25 protein-coding genes are annotated in these 23359 nt (G+C 72.6%); 12 read left to right on the forward strand and 13 right to left on the reverse strand.

The genetic code is table 11. From position 1 onward, the window contains the following. Window positions 1-169 precede the first annotated feature (169 nt). Both JYK18_RS28125 and JYK18_RS28130 read right to left on the reverse strand, forming a co-directional pair. Window positions 170-1426: a ribonuclease D gene (locus JYK18_RS28125; RefSeq protein ID WP_206806462.1), complete on the reverse strand. Its 1257-nt coding sequence runs from the start codon at window positions 1424-1426 to the stop codon at window positions 170-172. 62 nt (window positions 1427-1488) lie between these two features. Then, entirely contained in the window at window positions 1489-2205 is a 717-nt protein-coding gene (locus tag JYK18_RS28130) for a response regulator transcription factor (RefSeq protein ID WP_040406084.1), read from the reverse strand. Window positions 2206-2852: 647 nt separating this feature from the next. Between JYK18_RS28130 and JYK18_RS28135 the strand changes: the two genes are divergently transcribed. The 5 genes from JYK18_RS28135 to JYK18_RS28155 are packed head-to-tail and all read left to right on the forward strand — an operon-like array spanning window position 2853 to window position 7243. Beyond that, window positions 2853-3461: a DUF4178 domain-containing protein gene (locus JYK18_RS28135; RefSeq protein WP_206806463.1), complete on the forward strand. Its 609-nt coding sequence runs from the start codon at window positions 2853-2855 to the stop codon at window positions 3459-3461. A 20-nt stretch (window positions 3462-3481) separates the two neighbouring features. Further along, complete coding sequence (locus JYK18_RS28140; RefSeq protein ID WP_206806464.1) at window positions 3482-3913, forward strand: DUF4247 domain-containing protein; 432 nt, start codon at window positions 3482-3484, stop codon at window positions 3911-3913. Further along, entirely contained in the window at window positions 3910-5208 is a 1299-nt protein-coding gene (locus JYK18_RS47645) for a hypothetical protein (RefSeq protein WP_206806465.1), read from the forward strand. Before JYK18_RS28140 ends, JYK18_RS47645 begins: the two co-directional genes overlap by 4 nt. A 32-nt stretch (window positions 5209-5240) precedes the next feature. Further along, entirely contained in the window at window positions 5241-5663 is a 423-nt protein-coding gene (locus JYK18_RS28150) for a DUF350 domain-containing protein (protein WP_206806466.1), read from the forward strand. Next, window positions 5660-7243 carry a polyamine aminopropyltransferase gene (locus tag JYK18_RS28155; RefSeq protein WP_206806467.1) on the forward strand — a complete coding sequence of 528 codons (1584 nt, stop codon included), beginning with the start codon at window positions 5660-5662 and terminating at the stop codon, window positions 7241-7243. Before JYK18_RS28150 ends, JYK18_RS28155 begins: the two co-directional genes overlap by 4 nt. Here the strand turns inward: JYK18_RS28155 and JYK18_RS28160 are convergent. After that, entirely contained in the window at window positions 7240-7803 is a 564-nt protein-coding gene (locus JYK18_RS28160; protein WP_206806468.1) for a DUF3000 domain-containing protein, read from the reverse strand. The two genes, JYK18_RS28155 and JYK18_RS28160, sit on opposite strands and share 4 nt — an antisense overlap. A 99-nt stretch (window positions 7804-7902) precedes the next feature. Between JYK18_RS28160 and hemE the strand changes: the two genes are divergently transcribed. The 5 genes from hemE to JYK18_RS28185 are packed head-to-tail and all read left to right on the forward strand — an operon-like array spanning window position 7903 to window position 13001. After that, window positions 7903-8982, forward strand: a complete 1080-nt coding sequence (gene hemE / locus JYK18_RS28165) for a uroporphyrinogen decarboxylase (RefSeq protein ID WP_206806469.1) — start codon at window positions 7903-7905, stop codon at window positions 8980-8982. Beyond that, window positions 8979-10397, forward strand: a complete 1419-nt coding sequence (gene hemG / locus JYK18_RS28170; RefSeq protein WP_206806470.1) for a protoporphyrinogen oxidase — start codon at window positions 8979-8981, stop codon at window positions 10395-10397. The genes hemE and hemG overlap by 4 nt, the downstream gene beginning before the upstream one ends. Beyond that, the gene (gene hemQ, locus JYK18_RS28175; RefSeq protein ID WP_206806471.1) at window positions 10385-11077 is read left to right on the forward strand and encodes a hydrogen peroxide-dependent heme synthase; all 693 of its coding nucleotides are present in this window, start codon (window positions 10385-10387) and stop codon (window positions 11075-11077) included. Before hemG ends, hemQ begins: the two co-directional genes overlap by 13 nt. A gap of 49 nt (window positions 11078-11126) precedes the next feature. Continuing rightward, the gene (locus tag JYK18_RS28180) at window positions 11127-11624 is read left to right on the forward strand and encodes a hypothetical protein (RefSeq protein ID WP_206806472.1); all 498 of its coding nucleotides are present in this window, start codon (window positions 11127-11129) and stop codon (window positions 11622-11624) included. A gap of 9 nt (window positions 11625-11633) precedes the next feature. Further along, on the forward strand, window positions 11634-13001 hold the full coding sequence (locus JYK18_RS28185; RefSeq protein ID WP_206808169.1) for a CoA transferase: 1368 nt from the start codon (window positions 11634-11636) through the stop codon (window positions 12999-13001). Here the strand turns inward: JYK18_RS28185 and JYK18_RS28190 are convergent. The 8 genes from JYK18_RS28190 to JYK18_RS28225 all read right to left on the reverse strand — a co-directional run bounded on the left by JYK18_RS28190 (window position 12972) and on the right by JYK18_RS28225 (window position 19125). Then, on the reverse strand, window positions 12972-13313 hold the full coding sequence (locus JYK18_RS28190; protein WP_206806473.1) for a hypothetical protein: 342 nt from the start codon (window positions 13311-13313) through the stop codon (window positions 12972-12974). The two genes, JYK18_RS28185 and JYK18_RS28190, sit on opposite strands and share 30 nt — an antisense overlap. Beyond that, the gene (locus JYK18_RS28195; RefSeq protein WP_374195071.1) at window positions 13310-14119 is read right to left on the reverse strand and encodes a DUF692 domain-containing protein; all 810 of its coding nucleotides are present in this window, start codon (window positions 14117-14119) and stop codon (window positions 13310-13312) included. The genes JYK18_RS28190 and JYK18_RS28195 overlap by 4 nt, the downstream gene beginning before the upstream one ends. Next, window positions 14112-15014, reverse strand: a complete 903-nt coding sequence (locus JYK18_RS28200; RefSeq protein WP_206806474.1) for a TIGR04222 domain-containing membrane protein — start codon at window positions 15012-15014, stop codon at window positions 14112-14114. The genes JYK18_RS28195 and JYK18_RS28200 overlap by 8 nt, the downstream gene beginning before the upstream one ends. Window positions 15015-15093: 79 nt before the next feature. Continuing rightward, a complete protein-coding gene (locus JYK18_RS28205) occupies window positions 15094-16017 on the reverse strand; it encodes a TIGR04222 domain-containing membrane protein (RefSeq protein ID WP_206806475.1) in 924 nt (307 codons plus the stop codon). 3 nt (window positions 16018-16020) lie between these two features. Then, window positions 16021-16923: a TIGR04222 domain-containing membrane protein gene (locus JYK18_RS28210; RefSeq protein ID WP_206806476.1), complete on the reverse strand. Its 903-nt coding sequence runs from the start codon at window positions 16921-16923 to the stop codon at window positions 16021-16023. A 72-nt stretch (window positions 16924-16995) separates the two neighbouring features. Next, window positions 16996-17418, reverse strand: coding sequence for a peptide-methionine (R)-S-oxide reductase MsrB (gene msrB, locus JYK18_RS28215; protein WP_206806477.1), 423 nt, complete (start codon window positions 17416-17418; stop codon window positions 16996-16998). A gap of 19 nt (window positions 17419-17437) precedes the next feature. Next, window positions 17438-17746 (reverse strand): hypothetical protein, encoded by a 309-nt coding sequence (locus JYK18_RS28220; RefSeq protein WP_206806478.1) that lies wholly within the window; start codon window positions 17744-17746, stop codon window positions 17438-17440. A gap of 17 nt (window positions 17747-17763) precedes the next feature. Next, window positions 17764-19125: a glutamine synthetase family protein gene (locus tag JYK18_RS28225; protein ID WP_206806479.1), complete on the reverse strand. Its 1362-nt coding sequence runs from the start codon at window positions 19123-19125 to the stop codon at window positions 17764-17766. A 92-nt stretch (window positions 19126-19217) separates the two neighbouring features. Here JYK18_RS28225 and JYK18_RS28230 point away from each other — a divergent pair, with 92 nt between their 5' ends. Beyond that, a complete protein-coding gene (locus tag JYK18_RS28230; RefSeq protein ID WP_206806480.1) occupies window positions 19218-20321 on the forward strand; it encodes an amidohydrolase family protein in 1104 nt (367 codons plus the stop codon). A 7-nt stretch (window positions 20322-20328) separates the two neighbouring features. Here JYK18_RS28230 and JYK18_RS28235 read toward each other — a convergent pair whose 3' ends face one another. Both JYK18_RS28235 and JYK18_RS28240 read right to left on the reverse strand, forming a co-directional pair. Then, window positions 20329-21966, reverse strand: coding sequence for a serine/threonine-protein kinase (locus JYK18_RS28235; protein WP_374195072.1), 1638 nt, complete (start codon window positions 21964-21966; stop codon window positions 20329-20331). Window positions 21967-22082: 116 nt separating this feature from the next. Continuing rightward, complete coding sequence (locus tag JYK18_RS28240; RefSeq protein WP_206806482.1) at window positions 22083-22745, reverse strand: TVP38/TMEM64 family protein; 663 nt, start codon at window positions 22743-22745, stop codon at window positions 22083-22085. On the opposite strand from JYK18_RS28240, the gene JYK18_RS28245 reads away from it, so the two are divergent. Beyond that, window positions 22744-23358, forward strand: coding sequence for a GNAT family N-acetyltransferase (locus JYK18_RS28245; protein WP_242582168.1), 615 nt, complete (start codon window positions 22744-22746; stop codon window positions 23356-23358). The genes JYK18_RS28240 and JYK18_RS28245 overlap by 2 nt on opposite strands. Window position 23359: the final 1 nt, after the last annotated feature.

Here is a 23359-nt window from a genome sequence, read left to right on the forward strand (position 1 = left end):
GTGAAAGCCACATTCACAGCGCTCGGCGGGCAGGGTGGGCCGCACGGTCAGGTGTCCGGCGCCTCGGTCATGCGTCCAGCGTCGCGGTCAGGCGTTCGGCGTCGCGGTCATGCGTCCGGCGTCGCGGTGAGGCGGTCGGCGTCTCGGTCATGCGTCCAGCGTCGCGCGGTCAGGCGTCCGGAGTGGCGGTGAGGGCCTTCGCCAGTACGGGGCTGGTCAGCTCGACCTGCCACGGCCGGGCCCCGCCCGCCCGCAGCACTTCGGCCACCCCGGCCTCGCCGCGGTCCTCCGGCGGGCGCCAGCAGGTGCGCCGCACCAGTTCCGGCAGCAGCAGGTTCTCCACCGGCAGGCGGTGGTGCTCGGCCAGCGCGGTGAGCGCGGTCCGCGCCGCAGACAGCCGCGCGGCGGCCTCCGGGTCCTTGTCGGCCCAGCGGTTCGGCGGCGGCGGGCCATCGGTGGGCTGGGCGGGCAGCGGCAGCTCCGCCTTCGGCAGCGAGCGCGCCACCTGCAACGGCCGCAGCCAGGTCGAGGCGAACTTCCGCTGGACGCGCCCGCTGAACACCGGCAGCGCCTGCAGTTCGGCGGTGGTCTTCGGATCGGCGACCACGGCGCTGACGATCGCGCTGTCCGGCAGCACCCGGCTCGGCGCGCGGTCGCGCTTGCGGGCCATCTCGTCGCGGATCTGCCAGAACTCCCTGACCGCGGCGAGCCCGCGCGGGGAGCGGATCTTGTGGATGCCGGAGACGCGGCGCCACGGTTCGGCCCGCGGAGCGGGCGGGGGAGCGGTGCGCACGGCCTCGAACTCCTGCCGCGCCCAGTCGAGCTTGCCCTGGGCCTCGAGTTCGGCTTCGAGCTTCTCCCGCAGCGGGATCAGCAGTTCCACGTCCAGCGCCGCGTAGTTCAGCCAGTCGACCGGCAGCGGGCGGCGGGACCAGTCGGCCGCGCTGTGCCCCTTCTCCAGCTGGTACCCGAGCAGCTTCTCGACCAGCGTGCCGAGCGCCACCCGGTCGTACCCGGCCAGGCGGCCCGCCAGTTCGGTGTCGAACAGGGCAGTCGGCCGCAGCTCCAGCTCGGCGAGGCAGGGAAGGTCCTGGGAAGCCGCGTGCAGCACCCATTCGGCACCGTTGAGCACGTCGGCTAGCGGCCCCAGCTGCCCGCTCAGCGGGATGGGGTCGACGAGGAAGGAGCCCACGCCCTCCCGGCGCAACTGCACCAGGTAGGCCTTGGGCCAGTAGCGGTACCCGGAGGCCCGCTCGGTGTCCACCGCGATCGCGCCGGCCCCGTCGGCGAGCCGAGCGCAGGCGCGCTCCAGCTCCTCCGGGTCGGCGATGACCCCGGGGGTGCCTTCGGCCGGTTCCCTCAGCGGAATCGGCGGCGGCGAGTCCGGCGTACCGGGCGTCGCGCCGTCCTGATCAGCGGTATCCACTCCACGACCCTACGGTAAGGGCCGGCCGCGCCTGGTCGGCCCTTACCGCAGAACGGTCCTGACTAGCGGATGACGCCCGCGCGCATGGCCAGTGCGACCATCTGCGCCCGGTCACCGGTGCCGAGCTTGCGGCCGATCCGCGACAGGTGGGATTTCACCGTGAGCGCGGAGAGGCTGAGCTCCTCACCGATTTCCTTGTTGGACTGACCGTCCGCCACGAGCTGGAGCACCTCCACCTCGCGAGCGGACAGCTCGCGCGGGGTGTTGTCGGTGCCCGCCACCCTCGTGCCGGTGGCCAGCACCGGAGCGACGCTGGGATCGGCGTAGACGCCGCCCTCGAGCACCCTGCGCACGCCGTCGGTGACCACCACCGGCGACGCGGACTTCAGCAGGTATGCCTGGGCGCCCGCCTGGAACGCCGAACGCACCGCGTACGGGTCGTCCGAGGACGCGAGCACCACCACGCGAGGCCAGCCGTGGCTACGGAGTTCCGTAACCAGCTCGATGCCACTGCCATCGGGCAGGCCGAGATCGAGGATGGCCAGGTCGCACGGCCCGGTGGCCGTCGCCCTCGCCCTCGCCTCGGCCACCGTGGCGGCCTCGTGAACGGTGCCCGCACCCATCTGTGCGAGTCTTGCTGCGATTGCCTCCCTCAACAACGGGTGGTCATCGACCACCAGTACGGAAAAAAGTTCTTCCCGCGGGTGCGGAACCATGCTCGCCGGCAATGCACCGGCTGGCGTGGAACGGACGGCCTGAGATAAGCCGACGGCAGCCACGTCACTACCTCCCTGGAGTCGGTCGTGCCCCCCGACCGGCACCGGGACTTTCGGCCAATCAGCCGCGCCAGCTTTAGACCGAAAGTGGTGTCGTCGAAGGCACTCTAGCCGCCCGAGAGGGTCAGTGGGGGGATCGAACGGGTACGGATCTGGATCGAGTCGTCACTCCATGGCATCGCTGTCACACGATCGGGGTAGTAATGCCCAAGTGGCTAACGGATGCGTGGAGACCGGCGATGAACAGAGATTGCTGCCACCCGGATGGGCGTGCATTCGCTACGTGCATCCGCAGAGGAACACTCTCGCGGGTACTCCGGGGCCTCCGCTACGGCCGGTCGGGGGAGGCGCGCGGCCGGTTCCCGGCGGACCACCGGCGGTGAGTTGTCCGGTGGCCAACCGGACAAACGGTCGTTAAACGGACATAACGCACGTATCGCGGAAGTGCTGTGTGACCCGCTGCGGAGTTCCGGCAGTCGGCCGCCGGGGTTGTCCCCCATCCGCCAGTGCCCGGTTCCGGGATCGCCGGCGCCTCTCCGGGCAAACCGCCCACAAAGATCCGGACGGCTGGTTACAGTGTGCCCGGTCCGCCGGGCAATGACCGGTTCCGCCGAAATCCGGTTGCCGGGCGTAATGGGGGTTTCACTCGAATGGTTGACGCACTCGTGGTGGTGCTGCTTGTCCTCGTACTGGTCGCGCTCGTGGTGGTCGGCGTGCTGTTGGCCCGCCGCGGCTGGGCGAAACCGGCGGAGCCCGCACCCGGTACCGACCCCTTCGGCTCGGCCGACGTGGACGCGGTGCGCGGGGATCCGCGCGAGCTGGCGCCCGGCGCGCTCGTCGAGATCCGCGGCGAGTCCTACGGCGTCCGCGGCACGCTGCGGCTGACCGAGGACGGCTGGTCGTGGACCGAGCACCTGCTGGAGAACGCCGCCGGCCGCCGGTTCTGGCTGTCCGTGGAAGAGGACCCCGAGCTGGAGCTGGTGCTGTTCACCGCGTTGTCCGACGTGACGGTGACCCCGGGCAAGACGATCGAGCTGGACGGCCGGAGCTACCGCCACCAGGAGTCCGGGACCGCCACCTTCACCGCCGAGGGCACCACCGGCCTCGATTCCGGCGGGACCGTGCACTACCAGGACTACGCCGCGGGTGACGACGCCCGGCTGTCGCTGGAGTCCTACGGCGAGAGCGGCAAGTGGGAGGTCAGCCGCGGCGAGGTGCTGTCGCGGTACGAGGTGCGGACCTACCCCGCGGGGAACTGAGGACTGGGGAAGAGGAAGAAGTGAAATACCGGCTGTGGTTCGTGCTGGGCGGGATCCTGGCGGTGATCGCGCTGATCATCGCGGTGAACCTGCTGTTCTTCGGCGGGACGAGCGTGGCGAACTTCGTGGACAACGAGTTCGACCGCGACACCTCGCAGGACTTCGACGACGACGTGCGCTCCTACACCTCGGGGGAGAAGCCGAGCGCGGTGTCCACGCTGATCGTCACCGACTGGAAGCCGCTGGCGCAGTCGGCCGACAATTCGGGGATCTACCTGCGGTACAACTCCGACGCCGTGGTCATCACGCCGAGGGGAACCGGCTCGACCATCCAGGTGATGGACGTCGACCGGGCCTACCGGCGGTACGGCGGGCACACCAGTGGGTCGTGGGGCTGGACCTCCACGCACGGCGGTGACTTCCGCGGCCGCGGACCGGGGGCGGGCAAATGAGCGAGGACAAGCAGAAGAAGCCCGGCGCCGGGTGCGGCTGGTTCCTGCTGGTGCTGATCGCGGTCGGCGCGGTGTGGGCGGGGATCAGCGAGTTCGGCGGGTCGGCGCCGCCCGAGCCGGGGGCGTTCCACAACGCGGACACCACCACGTACTCGGACAGCATCCGGTACGACGGCGGGCCGCTGCCGGTTTTCGGCCCGGACGCGTCGCAGCAGCTGACCGAGAGCCTCGCCGAACTGGAGAAGGCGTACGGCATCTGCTTCGGGTGGAGCCTGGAAGACGGTTCGACGAAGAGGGTCGTGTTCGGTTCGAGCCGGGGTCCGGGCGTCGCGGCGAAGACGTGCCCGCGGTGGCTGGAGACGCAGGTCGCGGTGGGGTACACGGGCGACAGCTCGGAGACCCTGGAAGGCGTGCGGATCTGGGTCACCGGCTCGGCCGACTTCCCGAAGGTGCCCCGAGAAGAGGACTTCGCCCGGCTGGGGGTGACCGCGCCGGCGCTGGTCGAGGACCCGGTCGGCGGCACCGGCCACGCGGCGCTCGGGTTGCCGTTGCTGATGGTGGAGTCGGGTGCGCTGCAGGCAGTGCCGACCCCACCCCCGGCCGACGCGCCCACCCCGCGCCCCCTGGGCCCGGCGGGCAGTTCGGACTTCCCCCTGAGCACGACGCTGACCTTGTCGGGGCTGGGTGCCGGGGTGCTGCTGTGCGTGGGACTCGGGTTCTGGATGAGGGCACGCGCGAAGAAAAAGGCACGGCAGGCGCCGGATGGCTCCCCGGGCTCCTCTGGTTCCTCGCCAGCACCCGGCACACCACCGGGCTCCCCGGCGAATCCGCTGGCGCAGCCTCCGCACCTCCAGCAACCGCCGCCCGGCTATCAGCCGCCGCAGCCGCCGGGGCACCAGCCGCCGCCCGCGCCGGGCCAGCAGCCGGGGCAGGTACCTGGCCAGCAACAACCCGGCCAGCAGCCGGGGCAGCAACCGTCGGGGCAGCAGCCGTGGCCGGGGCAGCACCAGCCCGGGCCACAGCCTCCGCACCAGTCCGGCTACCAGCCGGGGCCACCGAACTGGCCGGGCCAGCAGCCGAACCCGGGCCAGCAGAGTCCCGGGCACCAGCAGAACCCGGGCCAGCAGCAGAACCCCGGGCAGCAACCAAGCGCGGGCCAGCCGAACCCGGGGCACCAGCAGTACCCCGGCCAGCCGAACCCCGGCCAGCAGTACCCGCCCCAGCAACAAAACCCCGGCCAGCAGTACCCGCCACCACAACCGCCGCCGGCGGGGCAGTGGCCGCAGGGGCGTTGAGCACTCCTTCCACCAAGCACTGAAAGGCGACCATGTCTGAACTCGTTCTCGGCCTGCTGGCCACGCTGGCCTACGGCGCGGCCGGCACCATCCTGATGGCGCTCGGCTTCGTGCTGGTCGATCTCGCCACGCCCGGCAAGCTCCGCGAGCTGATCTGGGTCCAAGGCAACCGCAACGCCTCCGTGCTGCTGGCCTCCGGCCTCCTCGGCGTCGGCGTCATCGTCACCACGGCGATCATCACCAGCGACAGCGATCTCGGCACCGGCCTGATGTCCACCGTGGTCTTCGGCCTGGCCGGGCTCGCGCTGATGTCGATCGCCTTCGTGCTGCTGGACCTGGCCACGCCCGGCAAGCTCGGCGAGATCCTGGCCCGCCCCGAACCGCACCCCGCGGTGTGGGTCTCGGCCGCGGTGCACGTCGCGGTGAGCGCGATCATCGCCGCCGCCATCACGTGACGGCCAGCGACGAGGCCATCGACGAGGCCACCGCCGAGAAGGCACCCCGCACCCGGCTGGCCAGGGCCGCGGTCCTGCTCGCCGTGTTCGTCTGCGCGGCCTGCGGCCTGGTCTACGAACTGGCACTGGTCGCGCTCGGCAGCTACCTGATCGGCGACACCGTCGGCCAGGCGTCGATCGTGCTGTCGGTGATGGTGTTCGCGATGGGCGTCGGCGCGCTGCTGGCCAAACCGCTCCAGCGCCGCGCCGAGGCCGCCTTCGCCGGCATCGAGATCGCGCTCGCCCTGCTCGGCGGCCTCAGCGTGCTCCTGCTCTACGCCGCCTACGCCTGGCTCAGCCTGTACGTGCCCGCGCTGGTGGTGATCGCGCTCCTGCTCGGCATGCTGATCGGCGCGGAGATCCCGCTGCTGATGGTGCTGCTGCAGCGCATCCGCAAGCAGGACGCGGGCAGCGCGGTGGCCGACCTGTTCGCCGCGGACTACGTCGGCGCGCTGCTCGGCGGCCTGGCCTTCCCGTTCCTGCTGCTGCCGGTGTTCGGCCAGATCCGCGGCGCGCTGCTGGTCGGCGCGGTGAACGCGATCGCCGGGCTCGGCCTGGTGCTGACCGTGTTCCGCAAGCGGCTGCGACGGCGGACGCAGGGCGTGCTGGCGGTGGCCGCGGTCGGCGTGACCGTGGTGCTCACCACCACCTTCGCCTTCGCCGGGCAGTTCGAACTCTCCGCCCGGCAAGCCCTCTACGCCGACCCGGTCGTGCACGCCGAACGCACGCCCTACCAGGAGATCGTGCTCACCGAGTCGGTCACCCTGAGCGGCCCCGGCGACGTGCGCTTCTACCTCAACGGCGACCTCCAGTTCAGCTCGGTCGACGAGTACCGCTATCACGAGGCCCTGGTGCACCCGGTGCTCGCGGGCCCGCACGAAAGCGTGCTGATCCTCGGCGGCGGTGACGGCCTCGGCCTGCGCGAAGTGCTGCGCTACCCGGACGTCCGGCGCGTGACGCTGGTCGAACTCGACCCCGAGGTGGTGCGCCTGGCCAGGACGCAACCCGATCTCCAGGCGATGAACCAGGGCGCGTTCAACGACCCGCGCGTCCAGGTGGTCACCGCGGACGCGTTCACCTGGCTGCGCGAGAACGCCGCCCGCTACGACGCGATCATCGTCGACATGCCCGACCCCGACTCCACGGCGACCGCGAAGCTCTACTCGGTGGAGTTCTACGCGCTGGTCCGGCGCGCGATGGCGGACGGCGGGCGCATGGTCGTGCAGGCCGGTTCGCCGTACTTCGCGCCGCGGTCGTACTGGTGCGTCGAGGCCTCACTACGCGAGGTCGGCCTGCGTAATACGCCGTATTACGTCTCAGTCCCCAGTTTCGGCGATTGGGGATTCCACCTCGCGTCGGACACCGAACCCGAACTACGGCTCTCGCCCAGCGTTCCGGCGTTGCGCTCGCTGGACGCCGAATCGCTGCGCGCGGCCGGGGTCTTCCCGGTGGACCGGCGGCGCATCCCGGGCGTGCCGTCGTCCTCGCTGATGCAGCCGCGCGTGCTGGACTACGCGAAAGAAGAGTGGCGCAACTACTAGGAGCCCGAGCGCTGTTCGAACAGCGAGACCCCGACCGGCGGCAGGCCGACCACACTGGACATCAGCTGGACGAACGCCTCGCCGTGCGGGCGCAGGGCGGCATCGTCCGGGGTCCAGGAAGCGCGCAGTTCGAGGTCGTCGGTGCGGGACGGGCCGGCGATGTCGCCGAAGCGGGCCGACGAGGTTTCGGTGACCGTGCCGCCGAGCGAGGTGAACGCGGCGCCGTTGTGCTCCAGCGCGTCGGTCAGCCAGGACCAGCCGACGGCGGGCAGGAACGGGTCGGTGGCCAGTTCGCGGTCGAGTTCGGCGCGGACGTAGATGACCATGCGGAGCACGCCGTTCCAGCCCTCCTGGCCATCCGGGTCGTGCAGCAGCACCAGTCTGCCCGAAGCGAGCACGTCGGCCGGGCCGGTGACCTCGCAGCTCAGTGCGTAGGCCCAGGGGGCGAGCCGCTGCGGGGCGCGCATCGGCTCGAGAAGCACCTCCGGGCGGGCGCGCACGGAATCCAGTGCCGCCACCGCCTCGCGGAAGAGATCTGGCGCATGCGTCATCGCGGTCACGCTCTGGACTGTAAGCCGGAAAGTGCCCGCTGAGCTGGCGGACGCGCCGTCGGGTGCCTGGAAATCGGCCCTGACCTCGTGCGTGGCACGATGTATCCGATGTCTTCCTCTGCCTCAGCGCCCGCGACCGCCACCGCGCGTCGCGCGCTGCCCGATGCCCCGTTCCTGCTGGCCGCGCGGGGTGAGCGGCCCGCGAGGCTGCCCGTGTGGTTCATGCGCCAGGCCGGGCGTTCGCTGCCCGAGTACCGCGAACTGCGCGCGGGCACCGCGATGCTCGACGCCTGCTTCGACCCGGAGATGCTCGCGGAGATCACCCTGCAGCCGGTGCGGCGGCACGGGGTGGACGCGGCGATCCTGTTCAGCGACATCGTGGTGCCGCTCAAGGCGGCCGGCCTGGACATCGACATCGTGGCGGGCACCGGGCCGGTGGTCGCCAGCCCGGTGCGCGACGCCGCCGCCGTGGCCGCGCTGCCCGAACTGGACGCCGAGCAGGTCGTCCCGGTGGCCGAGGGCATCCGCCTGCTGGTCGAGCGGCTCGGCGACACCCCGCTGATCGGGTTCGCCGGCGCGCCGTTCACGCTGGCCTCCTACCTGATCGAGGGCGGGCCGAGCCGCAACCACGAGCGCACCAAGGCGCTGATGCACTCCGAGCCCGCGGTGTGGCACGCGCTGGCGGGCAAGCTCGCCGACATCGCGCTCGCCTTCCTGCGCGTGCAGATCGCCGCCGGGGTCGACGCGATCCAGCTGTTCGACTCGTGGGCGGGCGCGCTCTCGCCGCGTGACTACCGCGAGTTCGTGCTGCCGCATTCGGCGAAGGTGTTCGCCGGGGTGGCCGACGCGGGCGTGCCGCGCATCCACTTCGGGGTGGGCACCGGGGAACTGCTGTCCGACCTGCGCGACGCCGGTCCGGACGTGGTGGGGGTCGACTGGCGGGTGCCGCTCGACGAGGCCGTCCGCAGGCTGACCGCCACGCGGCCCGGTTCGGCGCCGGTGGTGCAGGGCAACCTGGACCCGGCGCTGCTGTTCGGCTCGTGGCCGGTGCTCGAGGCCGAGGTGCGCCGGATCGCCGAGGAGGGCCGCGCGGCCGCCGGGCACATCTTCAACCTGGGGCACGGCGTGCTGCCCGACACCGATCCCGAGGTGATCACCCGGGTCGTCGAACTCGTGCACTCGCTTTGAGCACTCGGGTCGCGGTCGTCGGTGGCGGCATCTCCGGGCTGGCCGCGGCCTACCGGCTGCGGTGCCTGCTTGGGGCGGACGCCGAGCTGACCGTGTTCGAGTCGACCGGGGCGCCCGGCGGCAAGCTGCGGACCGGCTCCCTGGCGGGACGGCCGTTCGACCTCGGGGCCGAGGCGTTCCTGGCCCGCCGTCCGGAAGCGGTGGCGCTGGCGCGCGAACTGGATTTCGAGGTGGTGCACCCGACCGGGGCGCGCGCGACCGTGCGGGCCGGTGGGCAGGCGCGGCAGCTGCCGCCCGGCACGGTCATGGGGGTGCCCGCGAGCGCCGACGCGGTGGCCGGTGTGCTTTCGGCGGAGGGGCTGGCGGCGGTGGCGGCCGAAGCCGGGTTGCCGCCGGTGGGGTTGCCCGCCGGGGACGTGCCGCTGGGTGGGTTGCTGCGGTCGCGCTTCGGGGACGAACTGGTGGACCGCCTGGTCGATCCGCTGCTCGGCGGGGTGTACGCCGGGGGAGCGGACGGGCTCGGGCTGCGGGCGACCATGCCGGGGCTGGCGGGCGCGCTCGACCGGGGTGTGCCGACGCTGACCGAGGCAGCCGCTTCGCTGCTGCCCGCGTCGCCGAGCAGCGCGCCGGTGTTCGGCACGCTCAGTTCCGGGTTGGGCGCGTTGATCGACCGGCTGGCCGAGGCGTCGGGTGCGCGGGTGCGGACCGGGACGACGGTCCGCGAGCTGCACCGGCTGGACGGCGGCTGGCGGCTGGTGGTCGGGGCGGCGGCCGCCGCGCACGCGCCCGAGGAGTCCACTGTGGACTTCGACGCGGTGCTGCTGGCGGTGCCCGCGCCCTCGGCGAGGCGGTTGCTGGACGGGGTCGCCCCGGCGGCTTCGGCGGCGTTCGGGCAGGTGGAGCTGGCTTCGATGGCGGTGATCGGGCTGGCCCTGCCGCCGGGGACCGAGCTGCCTGACGCGTCGGGCGTGCTGGTCGGGGCGTCGGAGCGGCGGGCGGACGGCAGGCCGTTCGCGGTCAAGGCGTTCACCTTCTCGGCCAGGAAGTGGGCGCACCACGGGGGCGAGGCGGTGCTGCTGCGCGGATCGGTCGGCCGGTTCCGGGAGCCGGGCGCGCTGCACGCGGACGACGACGAACTCGTGCGGTTGGTGCTCGACGACCTCGCCGAACTGACCGGGGTGCGGGCCGAACCGGTGGACACCGTGGTCACCCGCTGGGGTGGCGGGCTGCCGCAGTACGGCGCGGGGCACACCGAGCTGGTGGCGTCGATCGACCGGGCCGTCGGCGAGCTCCCTGGCCTGGAAGTGGCGGGCGCCACGCTGCGCGGCGTCGGCATTCCCGCCTGCGTCGCCACCGCGGACGCCGCCGCCACGAGGCTCGCGGAGTTTGCGAAGATGGACGCATGGCGCGGCTGAACTACAACGAGCTCAACGACACCATTCGCTACACCGCCTGGTCGGTGTTCCGGGCCGAACCGGGCCGGTTGCCCGAGGACCGCGGCCCCGCCGCGCGCGAGACCACCGAGTTCCTCGACGGTCTCGAGAGCAAGGGCGTGGTGGTGCGCGGGGTGTACGACGTGGCCGGCCTGCGGGCCGACGCGGACTACCTGATCTGGTGGCACGCCGAGGAGATCGAGCAGGTCCAGGCCGCCTACAGCGGGTTCCGGCGGACGCCGCTGGGCCGGGCTTCGGTGCCGGTGTGGAGCCAGGTCGCGCTGCACCGGCCGGCCGAGTTCAACCGCAGCCACATCCCGGCGTTCCTGGCCGGGGAGGAGCCGCGGAAGTACGTCTGCGTGTACCCGTTCGTGCGGTCTTACGAGTGGTACCTGCTGCCGGACGAGGAGCGGCGCAAGATGCTCGCCGACCACGGCAAGGAGGCGCGCGACTACCCGGACGTGCGCGCGAACACGGTGGCTTCGTTCGCGCTGGGTGACTACGAGTGGATCCTCGCCTTCGAGGCGGATGAGTTGCACCGGATCGTGGACCTGATGCGCCACCTGCGTGGCACGGAGGCCCGGCTGCACGTGCGCGAGGAGATCCCGTTCTACACCGGCACGCGCGTGCCGCCGGCGGAACTGGTGCAGAACCTGCCGTAGTCAAGGGGTGGCATAGGCCACTTGGTCGGAGGGGCGGTAGGGTTTCCGCATGGCATTTCTCGAGTTCCACCGCAAGCATCGCCAGCACCGCAATGACATCGAGGCGCTGTACACGATCTCGACCAAGACGAACCAGCGGGTCGATGTCATCGACCGGAAGGTGTCGTCGGTTCTTGAGGTTCAGCACGAGCACAGCGCGCAGTTGCGCGGTGTGCAGGCGACGCTGGAGACCCACACGGAGCTGCTGGCCGCACACGAGGCCCGCTTCGACCGCATCGACGCCCGCCTCGATGGCCACGACGCTCGCTTCGATCGGATCGACGCCCGGCTCGACCGGATGGACGCCCGCCTCGACGGCCACGACGCCCAGTTCAAGGCCATCAACGACCGGCTGGATGGCCACGACACGCAGTTCGAGACCATCAACGCCCGCCTGGACGGCCAGTCGGCCATGCTCGACAAGCAGGGCAAGCAGCTCAACAAACAGGGCGAGCAGCTGAACCAGATCCTCGATCTGTTGCGCACTCAACGGCCCGAAACCAACTGAGGGAATGTGATCGAAGAAGAACTAGCCGCGGTCTGGCGGCAGGTGAGTGGTGACAGCCTGCCGCCGGATGCGGGGCCGGTTGGTGGCGGAAGCTCGCCCGGGCTGGTCACCTTCAGTGGTGACGAGTCTGTGCTGCCCGGGCCGTTCCGGGTGGCGGCGGCCGCGGCGGTGAGTGTGGGGGCGGCAACGCTCGCCGCGGGGGAGTTGCTTCGGGTCCGCGGGATCGAGCCGCCTTCCGTTGAGGTGGAGTTGCGCCATGCGGCCGCCGCGTTCCACAGTGAGCGCCACCTCAAACTGGACGGCGAGGCGCCCGGCGAGCTCTGGGCGCCGCTGACCGGGGACTACCTCGCGGCCGACGGGTGGGTTCGGCTGCACTGCAACTACCCGCGCCACGTCTCGGCCGTCTGCTGGGGGCTCGGCGCCGCCGCCACCAAGGAGGCCATCACCGAGGCGGTCGCCAAGCGGCGCGCCCGGGAGGTGCAGGAGGCGGTGGTCGCGGCCGGTGGCGCCGCGGCGCTCATGCGCACCCGCCAGGACTGGCTCAACCACCCGCAGGGCGAGGCCGTCGCCGGGCAGCCGCTCGTCGAGCTCCGGCAGACCGGGGACGCGCCGCCGAAGCGGCTGTTCGACTCCGACCGCCCGCTCGGCGGGGTCCGCGTGCTCGAACTGACCCACGTCATCGCCGGGCCGGTGGCCGGCCGGGTGCTCGCCGCGCACGGGGCCGACGTGCTGCACCTCGGCGCCGCGCACCTGCCCCGTATCGATCCACTGTGGATGGACACCGGACTGGGCAAGCGCTCCGCCTTCACCGACCTCACCCAGGACGCCGGCCGCGCCCGGCTGCGCAAGCTGCTGGCCAGGGCGGACGTCTTCGTCCAGTCCTTCCGCCCCGGCGCGCTGGCCCGCTGGGGCTTCTCGCCCGAGGAGCTGGCCGACGAGTTCCCCGGTCTGATCACGCTCGACCTCTCCGCCTACGGCTGGCACGGCCCGTGGCGCAACCGCCGCGGGTTCGACAGCCTGGTGCAGCTGGCCACCGGCATCGCCGCGCACGCCGGGCTCGACCAGCCCCGCCCGCTGCCCGCGCAGGCGCTCGACCACGCCACCGGCTGGCTCGCCGCGGCCACCGTGATGACCGCGCTGCGCCGGGCGGCCACCGACGGCGGCGGCTGGCGCGGCCAGGTCGCGCTCGCGCACACCGCGGAATGGCTGGAATCACTGGGACGCCGGGAAATCACCGACACCGGCTACTCGACGGACGGCCTGCTGGCGACGCTGCCCAGCCCGTACGGCGAACTCACCCACGTCACCGTGCCCGGCGCGAATCCACAGTGGACGGAGGGCACCCGGCTACCGGGAACGGACCGGCCATCGTGGTAACCACCGGCGCGGCCGCTTCAGCTCGCCCCTGGCGGTGAGCCAGGCCGCGAAGTCCTCCGCGTCCTGCCGCATGCGCACCCCTTCTTCGCGGGGGTGCGCCTCCGCGTATTCGCCGAACAGCGGGACGAAGCGATCACCCAGTTCCCGCGCCAGTTCGGGCCGCAGGTACTCGACGATCCGGCGCCGCTTCCCGCGCAGCGCCCGCACCTCGACCTCCACCCGGCCCGGATCGAACCCGGCCGGGGCGGCGCCCCCGGCGAGCAGCGCCCGCAGCAGCTCGGCCTGCTGCGCCGCCAGCCGTTCCCGGCTCACGCCTCGACCACCGCGCGGATCGCCGCCAGCTCGGCGGCCAGTTCGGCGTCGGTGGGGTAGGCGTCGTCGCGTTCCAGCAGCACGCCCGGCGGGTCCACTCTGGACCGCAGCTCGCCGAGCAGGTCGAGCACCTGCGGCGGCACCGCCTCGGCGTGCGTGTCGTGGTAGACGCCGTGGTGCTCCTCGCCACCGGCCACGTGCACGTAGGCCAGCCGGTCCAGCGGGATCTCGTCCAGGAAGGACACCGGGTCGCTGCCCAGGTTCCGCGCGTTCGCGTACAGGTTCGCCACGTCCACGATGAGCAGGCAGCCGGTGCGGTCGGTCAGCTCGGTCAGGAACCGCGCCTCGCTCAGCTCCGGATCGGGCCACTCCAGCAGCGCCGCGATGTTCTCCAGCGCGAACGGCACCCCGAGGATCGACTGCGCCAGCTTCACGTTGTCCACCAGCACGTCCAGCGCCTCGCGCGTGCGGGGGAGCGGGATCAGGTGCCCCGCGTCCAGCCCGCCCGCGCGCACGAAGCACACGTGGTCGCTGGCCACCGGCGCGCCGAGCGCCGCGGTCAGCTCGGCCAGGTGCTCGACCCGCCGGGTGTCCAGTTCCTCGGCGCCACCAAGGGAAAGCGACACCGCGTGCGGCAGCACCGGCATCCCGCGATCGCGCAGCGCGGTCAGCGTCGCGGGCAGGGCGCCCGGCTGGAGGTTCTCGGCGATCACCTCGACCCAGTCGACCCCGGGCAGGCGCGGCACGGAGAGGTCGAGTTCGGGCCGCCAGCCGATCCCGACGCCGAACCGGGGCAGCTCAGCCACCGCAGCCGCCACAGCCACCGCACCCGCCGCCACCGCCGCCGCACGACGAGCCGCCGCCACCGCCGTCCCCGCCGGACGAACCGCCCGCGGACGGGGCCGCCAGCGCGGTCCGCATCTCCTCGTCCGGGTACATCATCATGCCGCCCAGCGCGACCGCGCCCGCCGCACCGGCGAGCATCGGCACCGCGGCCGAGGACCGGGCCGGGCCGCCGCCGGCCGAAGCGGACTGGCGCGACTGCCAACTGCGGGCGCTCGCCAGCTGTACCGAACCCTGTGCGGTCGGCCGGACCGGCGGCGCCGACTTGGCCACCTTGGCCGCGACGAAGGTGGCGATCGCGGCCGCCACCACCAGGAAGACCAGGAAGCCGACCGGACGGTCCCGCACGATGCCGTTGACCAGGCGGAGCACGCCGAGCGCGAGGATCAGGAGGTAGAGCACGTACACCGCGCGCCGCAGGACGACGCGCCCGCCCGTGGGCCGGATCAGGCCCGCGTCGGTCAGGTGCTTGGTCATCCCGCGGAGCACCTGTGACTTGCGCAGTTCCCGGCGCAGGTCGGGCATCTTCGAACTGCTCCGGCGCACGATCACCTTGTGCACGGCCAGTTCCACCGGATCGGCGGGCGGATTGCCCACCCCGCGGACCCGGCCGGTGCTGTCCGCGCGGGCCAGCCCGCGTTCGAGCAGCGACGCCACCGCGGTGTCGACGACCCGGTCGGCGCCACCGGCCAGGAACGCCACCTCGTAGACGTTGCCGGGGGTGTACGCGGTGGCCGCGCGGTTCCCGCCGGACGCGAGCGCGAGGCGGCCCACCAGGGCCACCGCCAGCGGCAGGGCCAGCAGGAACGCGTACAGCACCAGGAAGTCCGGACCAGAGAGTCCCCAGGGTTCGTCCATCACTCGGCCCTCCAACCGATCGAAGCTGCTCGGAGATTAGGCCACCGCACGGCGGCGCAGGGCCGTATTTCCGCCGACGTCAGCCGCCGCCTCCGCCACCGCCGCCACAACTGCCGCCGCAGCCGGAACCGCAGCCGCCACCGTCACCGCCGAGGCCGCCCTCGCCGGGTGTTCCCGGGCCGAACGCCCCGACGGCCAGCGTCCCGGCGATCACCGCGGCGCTGCTGGTGCCCGGGTAGCGGCGGCGCGAGCGGTTGAACGTCAGCGCCACCGCCTCCGCGACCTCGGGATCGGGGTAGGCGCCCAGCCCGCCGTTCAGCGCGACCTCGCGGGTGACCCCGGTGAGCGTCTGCCGCGAGGCACGCAGCACCTGCTTGCCCAGCGCGGTCTTGCGCAGTCGCGGTCGCCGCCGGGCGGGCGCCAGCGCGGCGAAGGCGCCCCCGGCCGCGACGAAGATCAGGAAGCTGAGGAAGCCGATCGGCGTGCTCGTGGTGACCACGGCGAACCAGCGCACCAGGCCGAACAACGTGATCACGCCGTAGAGCACGGTCACGCCGAACCAGATCACGTGCGTGGGCAGCTCCGGCTCGATCAGCCTGCGGAGTTCGAGTTCGCGGCGGATCTCGGTCAGCTCCGGCGACTTCAGCGCGGTGACGGCGGCGTCGTTCGGGGTGGTGCCGAGGTAGCCGGTCTCGAAGATGACGCGCTCGAGATCGTCCTCCGGCTCGCTGCCGACCGACCGGAGGGTTCCGGCGCTCTCGGCACGCAGGCTGCCGCGGTCGAGCAGGGCGGCGATGGCCGTCTCGACCGCGCGCAGCGGCCCGCGGGCCAGGTAGGCGACGTGGTAGTCGCTGGGCAACGGCGAGTCGTCCGGTTCGGAACCGTGCCGGCGCACCTGCCGGACGGCCAGCGTGGCCAGCACGCCCAGCAACGCCGGTGCCACCAGCAGCGCCAGGTACAACCCGAGGAACCCGGATCCGGACAGGCCCCAGGTCTCGTTCATCTCTCAGCCTCCTCCGCCGCCACCACCGCAACCGCCGCCCCCGCCACCGCAGCTGCTGCCACCCGACGAGGACGAACAGCCGCTGCCGCCCGACGACGAGCAACCACCACTCACGATGGCACCACCGGCGTAGCCACCGCACGAAGAATTCGACCGCCGCCGCCGCGGCGGCCGGGGCGGCGAAGTCAGTCCCAGCACCAGCGCACTGGCGATCTCGCGGTCCGGGTACGACGCCAGGCCGCGCTCGGCCACCGCGCCCGCTGCGCCGGGGAAGTCGTCGGTCCGGGCCCGCGCGCCCGCCCGCGTCGGCTTGTCCTTGCCGCGTCCCCGCAGCACCGACGAGACCACCAGCCCGACTCCGACCGCCAGCAGCATCAGCACCAGATAGCCGACCGGGAAGCCCCCCTCGACGCCGTCGGCGAACCGGATCAGGCCGAGCAGCAGCACGGCACCGTACAGACCGGCCGCGGCGAGGCACACCGCCCGGTGCCGCCCGGCGTCGACCAGCAGGCCCCGGGTGACCAGGCCCTTCCGCAGGGAGCGCATCGCGGCGGTGTCGGCGAGGACGGTGACCAGTGCTCCCGATCGCCGCCCCGACGCACCGGTGGTGCTGGCCAGCGCAAGCCGTTCCAGCTGGGTCGCGCCCGCCCGGCCGGTGGCGTGCAGGGTGCCCGACGAGTCGACCCGCAGCAGACCGCGGTCGACCAGCCCGGCGAGCACGGTTTCGGCGGCGCGCCGCGGCCCGCCGCGCAGGAAGGCGGCCTGGTGCACGTTGAGCTGCCCGGTCTCGCCGCCGCCCGAGCGAACCCGCAGGAGTCCGACGACCAGCACGAGTGTGGGCACGACGATGCACCCGGCGTACAACGCGAGAAAAGCCGGGCCCGAAAGCCCCCACGGATCACCCATTCGGCGCCCCTCCCCACCCGAAGCGTGTTCGCCAAGGTATCGGGCGGGGGAGGCGCTTGTCCCTGGAACGGGTTACGGGTTGGGTACCAGTTTCAGCGAGATCGAGTTGATGCAGTACCGCTGGTCGGTCGGCGTGTCGTAGCCCTCGCCCTCGAACACGTGCCCGAGGTGGCTGTGGCACGAGGCGCACAGCACCTCGATGCGCACCATGCCCATGGTGCGGTCCTCGCGGAGCAGCACCGCGTCGGAGTCGGCGGGGTCGTAGAACGACGGCCAGCCGCAGTGGCTCTCGAACTTGGTGTCGCTGCGGAACAACTCGGCTCCACAGGCACGGCACTCGTAGACGCCGGTGGTCTTGGTGTCGGTGTACTCGCCGGTGAACGGGCGTTCGGTGCCGGCCTCGCGGAGCACCTGGTACTCCTCGGGACCGAGCTGCTCCCGCCACTCCTGCTCGGACTTCACCACGCGGGGAGTCGCGCCGACGACGGGTTTCATACCTTTCACGTTCTCCACGTTACTCGGCGAGCCAGGCCAGCGTCCGCAGCACGATGTCCCACGAGGCGACGATCACCCCGATCAGGATCAGGCAGACCACCGCCACCGCCGTCCACCAGCGCAAACCGCCGGCGCGGTGGCTGGAGTCGGCGAAGTCGGCCACGCCGTCGATCGAGGCCTCCACCGTGAACGCGGGCCCGCAGCGCTCGATCCGGTCGAGGTGGCGGGCGAACTCCTGGGCTTCGGGGTCGGCCGGGTCCAGGCCCACGAGGTCCTCGTGGAACCGGGGGTTCGGCTCGTTGCCCGAGCTGTCCGACGCGGCGGCCATGGCCTCACGGTATCGCGTCAGTACCGCCATCGGGTGCGCGCCACGATTTCTTCGGCGGACCGCCCGTCGAAGAGGGCGGCCTCACCGCGGCGCACGGTGACCACGGTGTCCACCAGTTCCTCGCCGAGCGCCTTGCGCAGCGCGGGGTCCGCCTCGAACGCGGCGACCGCGGCGTCGAGCTGGGTGGGCAGCCGCTGCACCGTGCCCTCCGGCAGGGACGCCGGGTCGACCTGGATCGGCTCGGGCAGGGCCGCCTGCTCGTCGAGCCCTGTGGTGCCCGCGACCAGCAGCGCGGCCACCACCAGGTACGGGTTCGCGGCGCCGTCGAAGGCCTTGATCTCCAGGTTCGCCGCGCGCTGGCCGTGCCCGGCCACGCCGGAGACCAGGCGCAATGCGGCCTCCCGGTTCTCCCAGCCCCAGCAGCGGAACGGGCCGGCCCAGTGCGACGGCACCAGGCGCAGGTAGCTGGCCACCGAGGGCGCGCCGATGGCGAGCAGGCCGGGCAGCCGGTCGAGGATGCCGCCGGCGAAGGCCTCGCCCTGCTCGGTGAGCCCGTGCCAGCCGTCACCGTCCGACATCAGGTTCGTGCCGTCGCGCCACAGGCTCAGGTGCACGTGCCCGCCGTTGCCGACCCCGCCGGCCACCACCTTGGGCGCGAAGGTGGTGCGGAGGCCGTGGTGGCGGCCGACCGCGCGGATGGTCTCGCGCACCAGCACCTGCAGGTCCGCCGCTCCGACCGGGTCGGTGGCCGCCACCGACACCTCGAACTGGCCGACGGCGTACTCGGGGTGCAACTGCTCGACCGCGATGCCCTGCGCGCTCAGCGCCTCCAGCAGTTCACGCAGGTAGTCCGGCAGATCGGTGATCCGGGACATGCCGTAGGCCGGGCCGGAGGTGGCCGGGACGAACTCGTCGCCGTCACCGCGGGAGACGCACCATTCGACCTCGAAGGCCACCTGCGCGGTCAGCCCGCGCTCGGCGAGCCGGGCCACGGCCTGGCGGGCGAGCAGCCGCGGATCGGCGGGGTGGGGCGTGCCGTCCTGCTGGTAGCGGTCGGCGGGGGCCCACGCCCAGCCGGGCTGCGCGGCCAGCGCGGTCAGCCGGTCCAGATCGGGGTGCAGCCGGAGATCGCCGGCCGGGCCGCCGGCGAACCGGCCGGTCACCGAGGAGTCGTCGACCAGGAAGGCGTCGAACACGGGGGAGGCGCCGATGCCCCAGGCGGCGGCGTGCCCGAGCCGGGGCGTGGGCACCGCCTTGGCCCTGGTGATGCCGCTGGTGTCCACCCAGGTCACCACGACGGCGGCGATCCCGCGCTCGCCGAGGTCCGCGGCGATGCCGCGGGCCTGCTCGGCACGCGCGTCGCGATCGTGCTGGTCCATCCCTCAAACCCCTTCAACGGCTCTCTGGACAGGGGACCAGTTTCGCGTGAACGATCAACTTTGTCGTCGGCTATCCGGTCGAGAGAGGACAGATGTACACCGAACTTCCGCTGGTCGATCACCACTGCCACGGAGTGGTGCGCCGCGACCTGGACCGCCGCGCCTTCGAAGGGCTGCTCACCGAGGCACCCGAGCCGAGCGCGCTCGGCGGGTCGCTGTTCGACTCGCGCGTCGGGCTCGCGGTCCGGCGCTGGTGCGCACCCCTGCTGGACCTGGAAATTCATGCACCCGCTGACGAATACCTCGAACGGCGAAGCGAACTGGGCCATGCCGAAGTGGACCGCCGGTTCCTCGGCGCGGCCGGGCTGAGCGCGCTGCTCGTCGACACCGGCTTCGAGCCGGAACCGCTGCTGGGGCCCGCGGAACTCGGCGCACTGGCCGGGGCACCCGCGCACGAGATCGTCCGGTTGGAACAGGTCGCCGAACAGGTGCTCACCGAGGGCGTGGCCGCCGCCGGGTTCGCCGAGGCCTTCCGCATGCGACTGGCCGAGCGCACACGCGACGCCGTCGGCGTGAAGTCCATCGCCGCCTACCGCACCGGGCTGGACCTGGCGCCGGAACGCCCGACCCCAGCCGAAGTCACCGCCGCGGCCGGGCGGTTCCTGCGTGCGGGCGGTCACCGGCTCGCGGACGAGGTGCTGCACCGGTTCGCCATCTGGTGCGGAGTGGACCTCGGCCTGCCCGTGCAGTTCCACATCGGCCTCGGCGATCCGGACATCCGGCTGCGTGACTGCGATCCGCTGCTGCTCATGCCCTTGCTGCGGGCACTGCAACCTTCCGGGATTCCGTTGCTACTGCTGCACAACTACCCGTTCCACCGGGAAGCCGGGTACCTGGCGCAGGTGTTCGGCACGGTCTTCGTCGACATCGGACTGGCCACGCACAACCTCGGCGACCGGGCGGGCACGCTGCTCGCCGAACTCACCGAACTGGCACCGTTCGGCAAACTGCTCTACTCCTCCGACGCCTTCGGCCTGCCGGAGCTGTACTTCCTCGCCGCGACGCTGTTCCGGCGCGGCCTGACCGAGGTGCTGGAAGGCGGCGTCGAAGCCGGCTCGTGGACCGCGGCGGACGCCGCGCGCTTCGGCCGGATGGTGGCCGGGGAGAACGCGCGGCGGGTCTACTTCCCCGGCTGAACCGCGGTCACTGCTGCGGGGCGCCGTCGAGCTTGGTGTCGGAGTCGATGAAGAGCTGGCCGTTCACCGCGACCACGCGCAGCGCCTTCTCGGTCGAGCCGCCGCTGTGGCTGACGGTGACCTTGATGTCGACCGAGCCGTCGTCGTTGTTCGCCCGCTTGTAGGCGGTGGCGCCCTTCGAGCTGACCGACTTGAACTGCGACCAGTACTGCGCGAAGGCGCCGGCGTCCCCGTAGGCGGCCTGCGCGGCCGGGGTGAGCATGGCCCAGGTGGGGGCCCCGCCCACGGACGAGTTGTAGAAGTCGATCACCAGGGTGCCCGCCGGGCCCCATTCGACCTTGCCGGAGCTGGTGGTGTTCTGCTGCGACGGCTTGGCCGAGGACTCGGGGGGCGCCGAGGACTGCGGTGGCGCCTCCGACTGGCTGACCACCGGCGGGGTGCCCTGCGCGTTGTCTTCGCCACCGTTGCCACTGCTCGAGGACAGCACGATGAACACGACAACCGCGACGACCAGCACCGCGGCGCCACCGGCGCCGAGCATGAGCGCCTTGCGCTTGGCCTCGGACTGCTGGGCCGGGGTCCGGCCGGAGCTCAGTGCGGGCGGCGGCGCGGCGGCCGCCACCGGCTGGGGCGCGGGCGCCGCCGGTCTCTGCGGTGGGAACGAGGACGTCGGGTTGACCGGCTTCGGCGCGGTGACCGCGGCCGGGCCGGGGGTGGCCACCTTCTCGGTCCGCTGCCACGGGGTTCGCGAGACCGGGTTGCCGCCGGCGGGGGTGACCGGCTGGCGGCCGGCCCCGGCGACGCCCAGCGCGGGGGAAACCGCGGCCGCGCGCGTGTCGCCCTCGCCCCTGGCCAGCGCGGCGAGCCGCTCGCGGGTCTCCGGCATGGTCGGCCGTTCCTCCGGCTCGACCTGCAGCATGCTCATCAGCAGCGCGGTGGCCGCACCCGACTTGCGCGGGGGCTCGACCTTGCCGTTGGCCGCCTTGTAGAGCAGCGCGAGCTGGTTCGTGGAGTTGCCGTAGGGCGCGACGCCCTCCAGCGCGTGGTACAGCGTGGCGCCGAGCGCGAACACGTCCGAACCCGGTGACGGGTCGGCGCCGCGGGCCAGCTCGGGCGCCAGGTAGGCGGGGGTGCCGCCGATCAGCCCGGTCTGGGTGAGCGTGAGGTCACCGGCGGCGCGCGAGATGCCGAAGTCGGTGATCTTGGTGGTGCCGCCGTCGTCGATCAGGATGTTGCCCGGCTTGATGTCGCGGTGCACGATGCCCGCCCGGTGCGCGGCCACCAGCGCCGCGGCCACCTGCTCGCCGATCCGCGCCACCTGGGGCAGCGGCAGCGTCGGGTTCTCCGCGAGCACCGCGGCCAGGCTGCGCGAGGGCAGGTACTCCATGATCAGGCACGGGTCGCCGTCGTGCTGGGCGATGTCGAACACCACGATGGCGTTCGGGTGCTGGAAGCGCGCGGCGTTCTTCGCCTCGCGCATCGCGCGCTGCCTGGAGTTGATCCGCTCCGCTTCGGACAGGCCCGGCTGGGCCAGGATCTGCTTGACCGCGACGGACCGCTCGAGGCGCTCGTCGATGGCCCGCCACACCACTCCCATGGCGCCGCTGCCAATGTGCTCGACCAGGCGGTAGTGCCCTGCGATCAACTGACCGGTGTCGATGGCAACTACTCCTCGGAAGACGTCCCGCATGGTGGCTGGTCCGGCGCGAGCAACCGCTCAGCGCACCCGATCGAGTGTAGCGGGCGCGGTTGGCGGAGCTGTCACGACACCGCGGCGCCGGGGGAGATGGATTCCGGATTTGTGCGCCGGATCACGCGGTACAGCCCCGCCGCGCCGATGAGCGCGAACCCCGCGAAGCAAGCCAACAGGGCGGGGGGTGTGGTGCCGGTGAGGGCGTCACCCAGCAGGACCACCAGCACCGTGCCGGGCAGGCTGCCGAGCGCGGTGCCCGCCAGGTAGGGCCCGAACCGGACCGAGAGCACCCCGCAGGCCCAGCTCATCGGCGCGAACGGGACGAACGGGATCAGCCGCAGCGAGGCCACCGCCAGCACCCCGCCGCCGGCCAGCCGGGCGTCCAGCGCCCGGATGCGGCCGCGGGCGAGGTGCCTGGCCACCCAGTCGCGGCCGAGCAGCCGGGCCAGGCCGAAGCCGAGCGCGGCGGAGATCACCGTGGCCAGCAGCGCCACCCCGATGCCCAGCGCGTTGCCCAGCAGCAGGCCGGAGACCACGTTGAAGCTGGTCCGGGGGATCGGCGCCACGGTCAGCACCGAGTACGCGCCGAGCAGCAGCACCGGCGCGAGCCAGCCGAGCCCGGTCGCCCAGGCACGCAGCTGCGCCGGTGCCGGGATGTCGATCACGAGCGAAGCCGCGACCAGGGCCGCGAGCAGCACGAGCGCGACGATCAGTTTGGTCCGGCCGGTCATGGCGCCCACGGTAATCGGGATGACGGCGGGCGCGGCGATGTGGTCCAGTACCGGGGTGCTCGATCTCGCACCGCTGCGTGACCAGCCGGAGCTGACCGGCGACCGGGTCACCCTGCGGCAACTCGACGAAACCTTTCTCGACGGTGTCTGGACCGCGCTCCAGGACCCCGAGACCAAGCGGCTGACCGGCACGCACGCCGAGTTCACCCGCGAGCAGCTGCTCGGCTACCTGAAGGGGCGGCCGGGGGCACCCGATCGGGCGGACTACGCCGTCCTGCGCAAGTCCGACGGCGCCTACCTCGGCGAGGTCGTGCTGATGGACCTCGACCAGGACAACCGGTCGATGAACTTCCGGATCGCGCTCGGCGGGCACCCGTTCGGCCAGGGGTTCGGCACCGAGGCGACCCGGCTGGTCGTCGCGTTCGGACTGGACGTGGTCGGCCTGCACCGCATCGGGCTGGAGGTCTACGACTTCAACCCGCGGGCGCGGCGCGTCTACGAGAAGTGCGGGTTCGTCCGGGAGGGCGTCCTCCGCGACGCCTTGCACTGGGACGGCGAATGGCACGACGCGTTCCAGATGTCCGTGCTGGAGACGGATCCGCGACTAGGTTGAA

Source organism: Amycolatopsis sp. 195334CR (assembly GCF_017309385.1).
GTDB lineage: Bacteria > Actinomycetota > Actinomycetes > Mycobacteriales > Pseudonocardiaceae > Amycolatopsis.

Bases quoted from the DNA above. Each gene is read 5' to 3' on its own strand.
- JYK18_RS28135 (WP_206806463.1), top strand. From the start codon at position 2,853: ATGGTTGACGCACTCGTGGTGGTGCTGCTTGTCCTCGTACTGGTCGCG.
- JYK18_RS47645 (WP_206806465.1), top strand. From the start codon at position 3,910: ATGAGCGAGGACAAGCAGAAGAAGCCCGGCGCCGGGTGCGGCTGGTTC.
- JYK18_RS28150 (WP_206806466.1), top strand. From the start codon at position 5,241: ATGTCTGAACTCGTTCTCGGCCTGCTGGCCACGCTGGCCTACGGCGCG.
- hemE (WP_206806469.1), top strand. From the start codon at position 7,903: ATGTCTTCCTCTGCCTCAGCGCCCGCGACCGCCACCGCGCGTCGCGCG.
- hemQ (WP_206806471.1), top strand. From the start codon at position 10,385: ATGGCGCGGCTGAACTACAACGAGCTCAACGACACCATTCGCTACACC.
- JYK18_RS28180 (WP_206806472.1), top strand. From the start codon at position 11,127: ATGGCATTTCTCGAGTTCCACCGCAAGCATCGCCAGCACCGCAATGAC.
- JYK18_RS28200 (WP_206806474.1), bottom strand. From the start codon at position 15,014: ATGGACGAACCCTGGGGACTCTCTGGTCCGGACTTCCTGGTGCTGTAC.
- JYK18_RS28205 (WP_206806475.1), bottom strand. From the start codon at position 16,017: ATGAACGAGACCTGGGGCCTGTCCGGATCCGGGTTCCTCGGGTTGTAC.
- JYK18_RS28210 (WP_206806476.1), bottom strand. From the start codon at position 16,923: ATGGGTGATCCGTGGGGGCTTTCGGGCCCGGCTTTTCTCGCGTTGTAC.
- msrB (WP_206806477.1), bottom strand. From the start codon at position 17,418: ATGAAACCCGTCGTCGGCGCGACTCCCCGCGTGGTGAAGTCCGAGCAG.
- JYK18_RS28220 (WP_206806478.1), bottom strand. From the start codon at position 17,746: ATGGCCGCCGCGTCGGACAGCTCGGGCAACGAGCCGAACCCCCGGTTC.
- JYK18_RS28225 (WP_206806479.1), bottom strand. From the start codon at position 19,125: ATGGACCAGCACGATCGCGACGCGCGTGCCGAGCAGGCCCGCGGCATC.
- JYK18_RS28230 (WP_206806480.1), top strand. From the start codon at position 19,218: ATGTACACCGAACTTCCGCTGGTCGATCACCACTGCCACGGAGTGGTG.
- JYK18_RS28245 (WP_242582168.1), top strand. From the start codon at position 22,744: ATGGCGCCCACGGTAATCGGGATGACGGCGGGCGCGGCGATGTGGTCC.
- JYK18_RS28240 (WP_206806482.1), bottom strand. From the start codon at position 22,745: ATGACCGGCCGGACCAAACTGATCGTCGCGCTCGTGCTGCTCGCGGCC.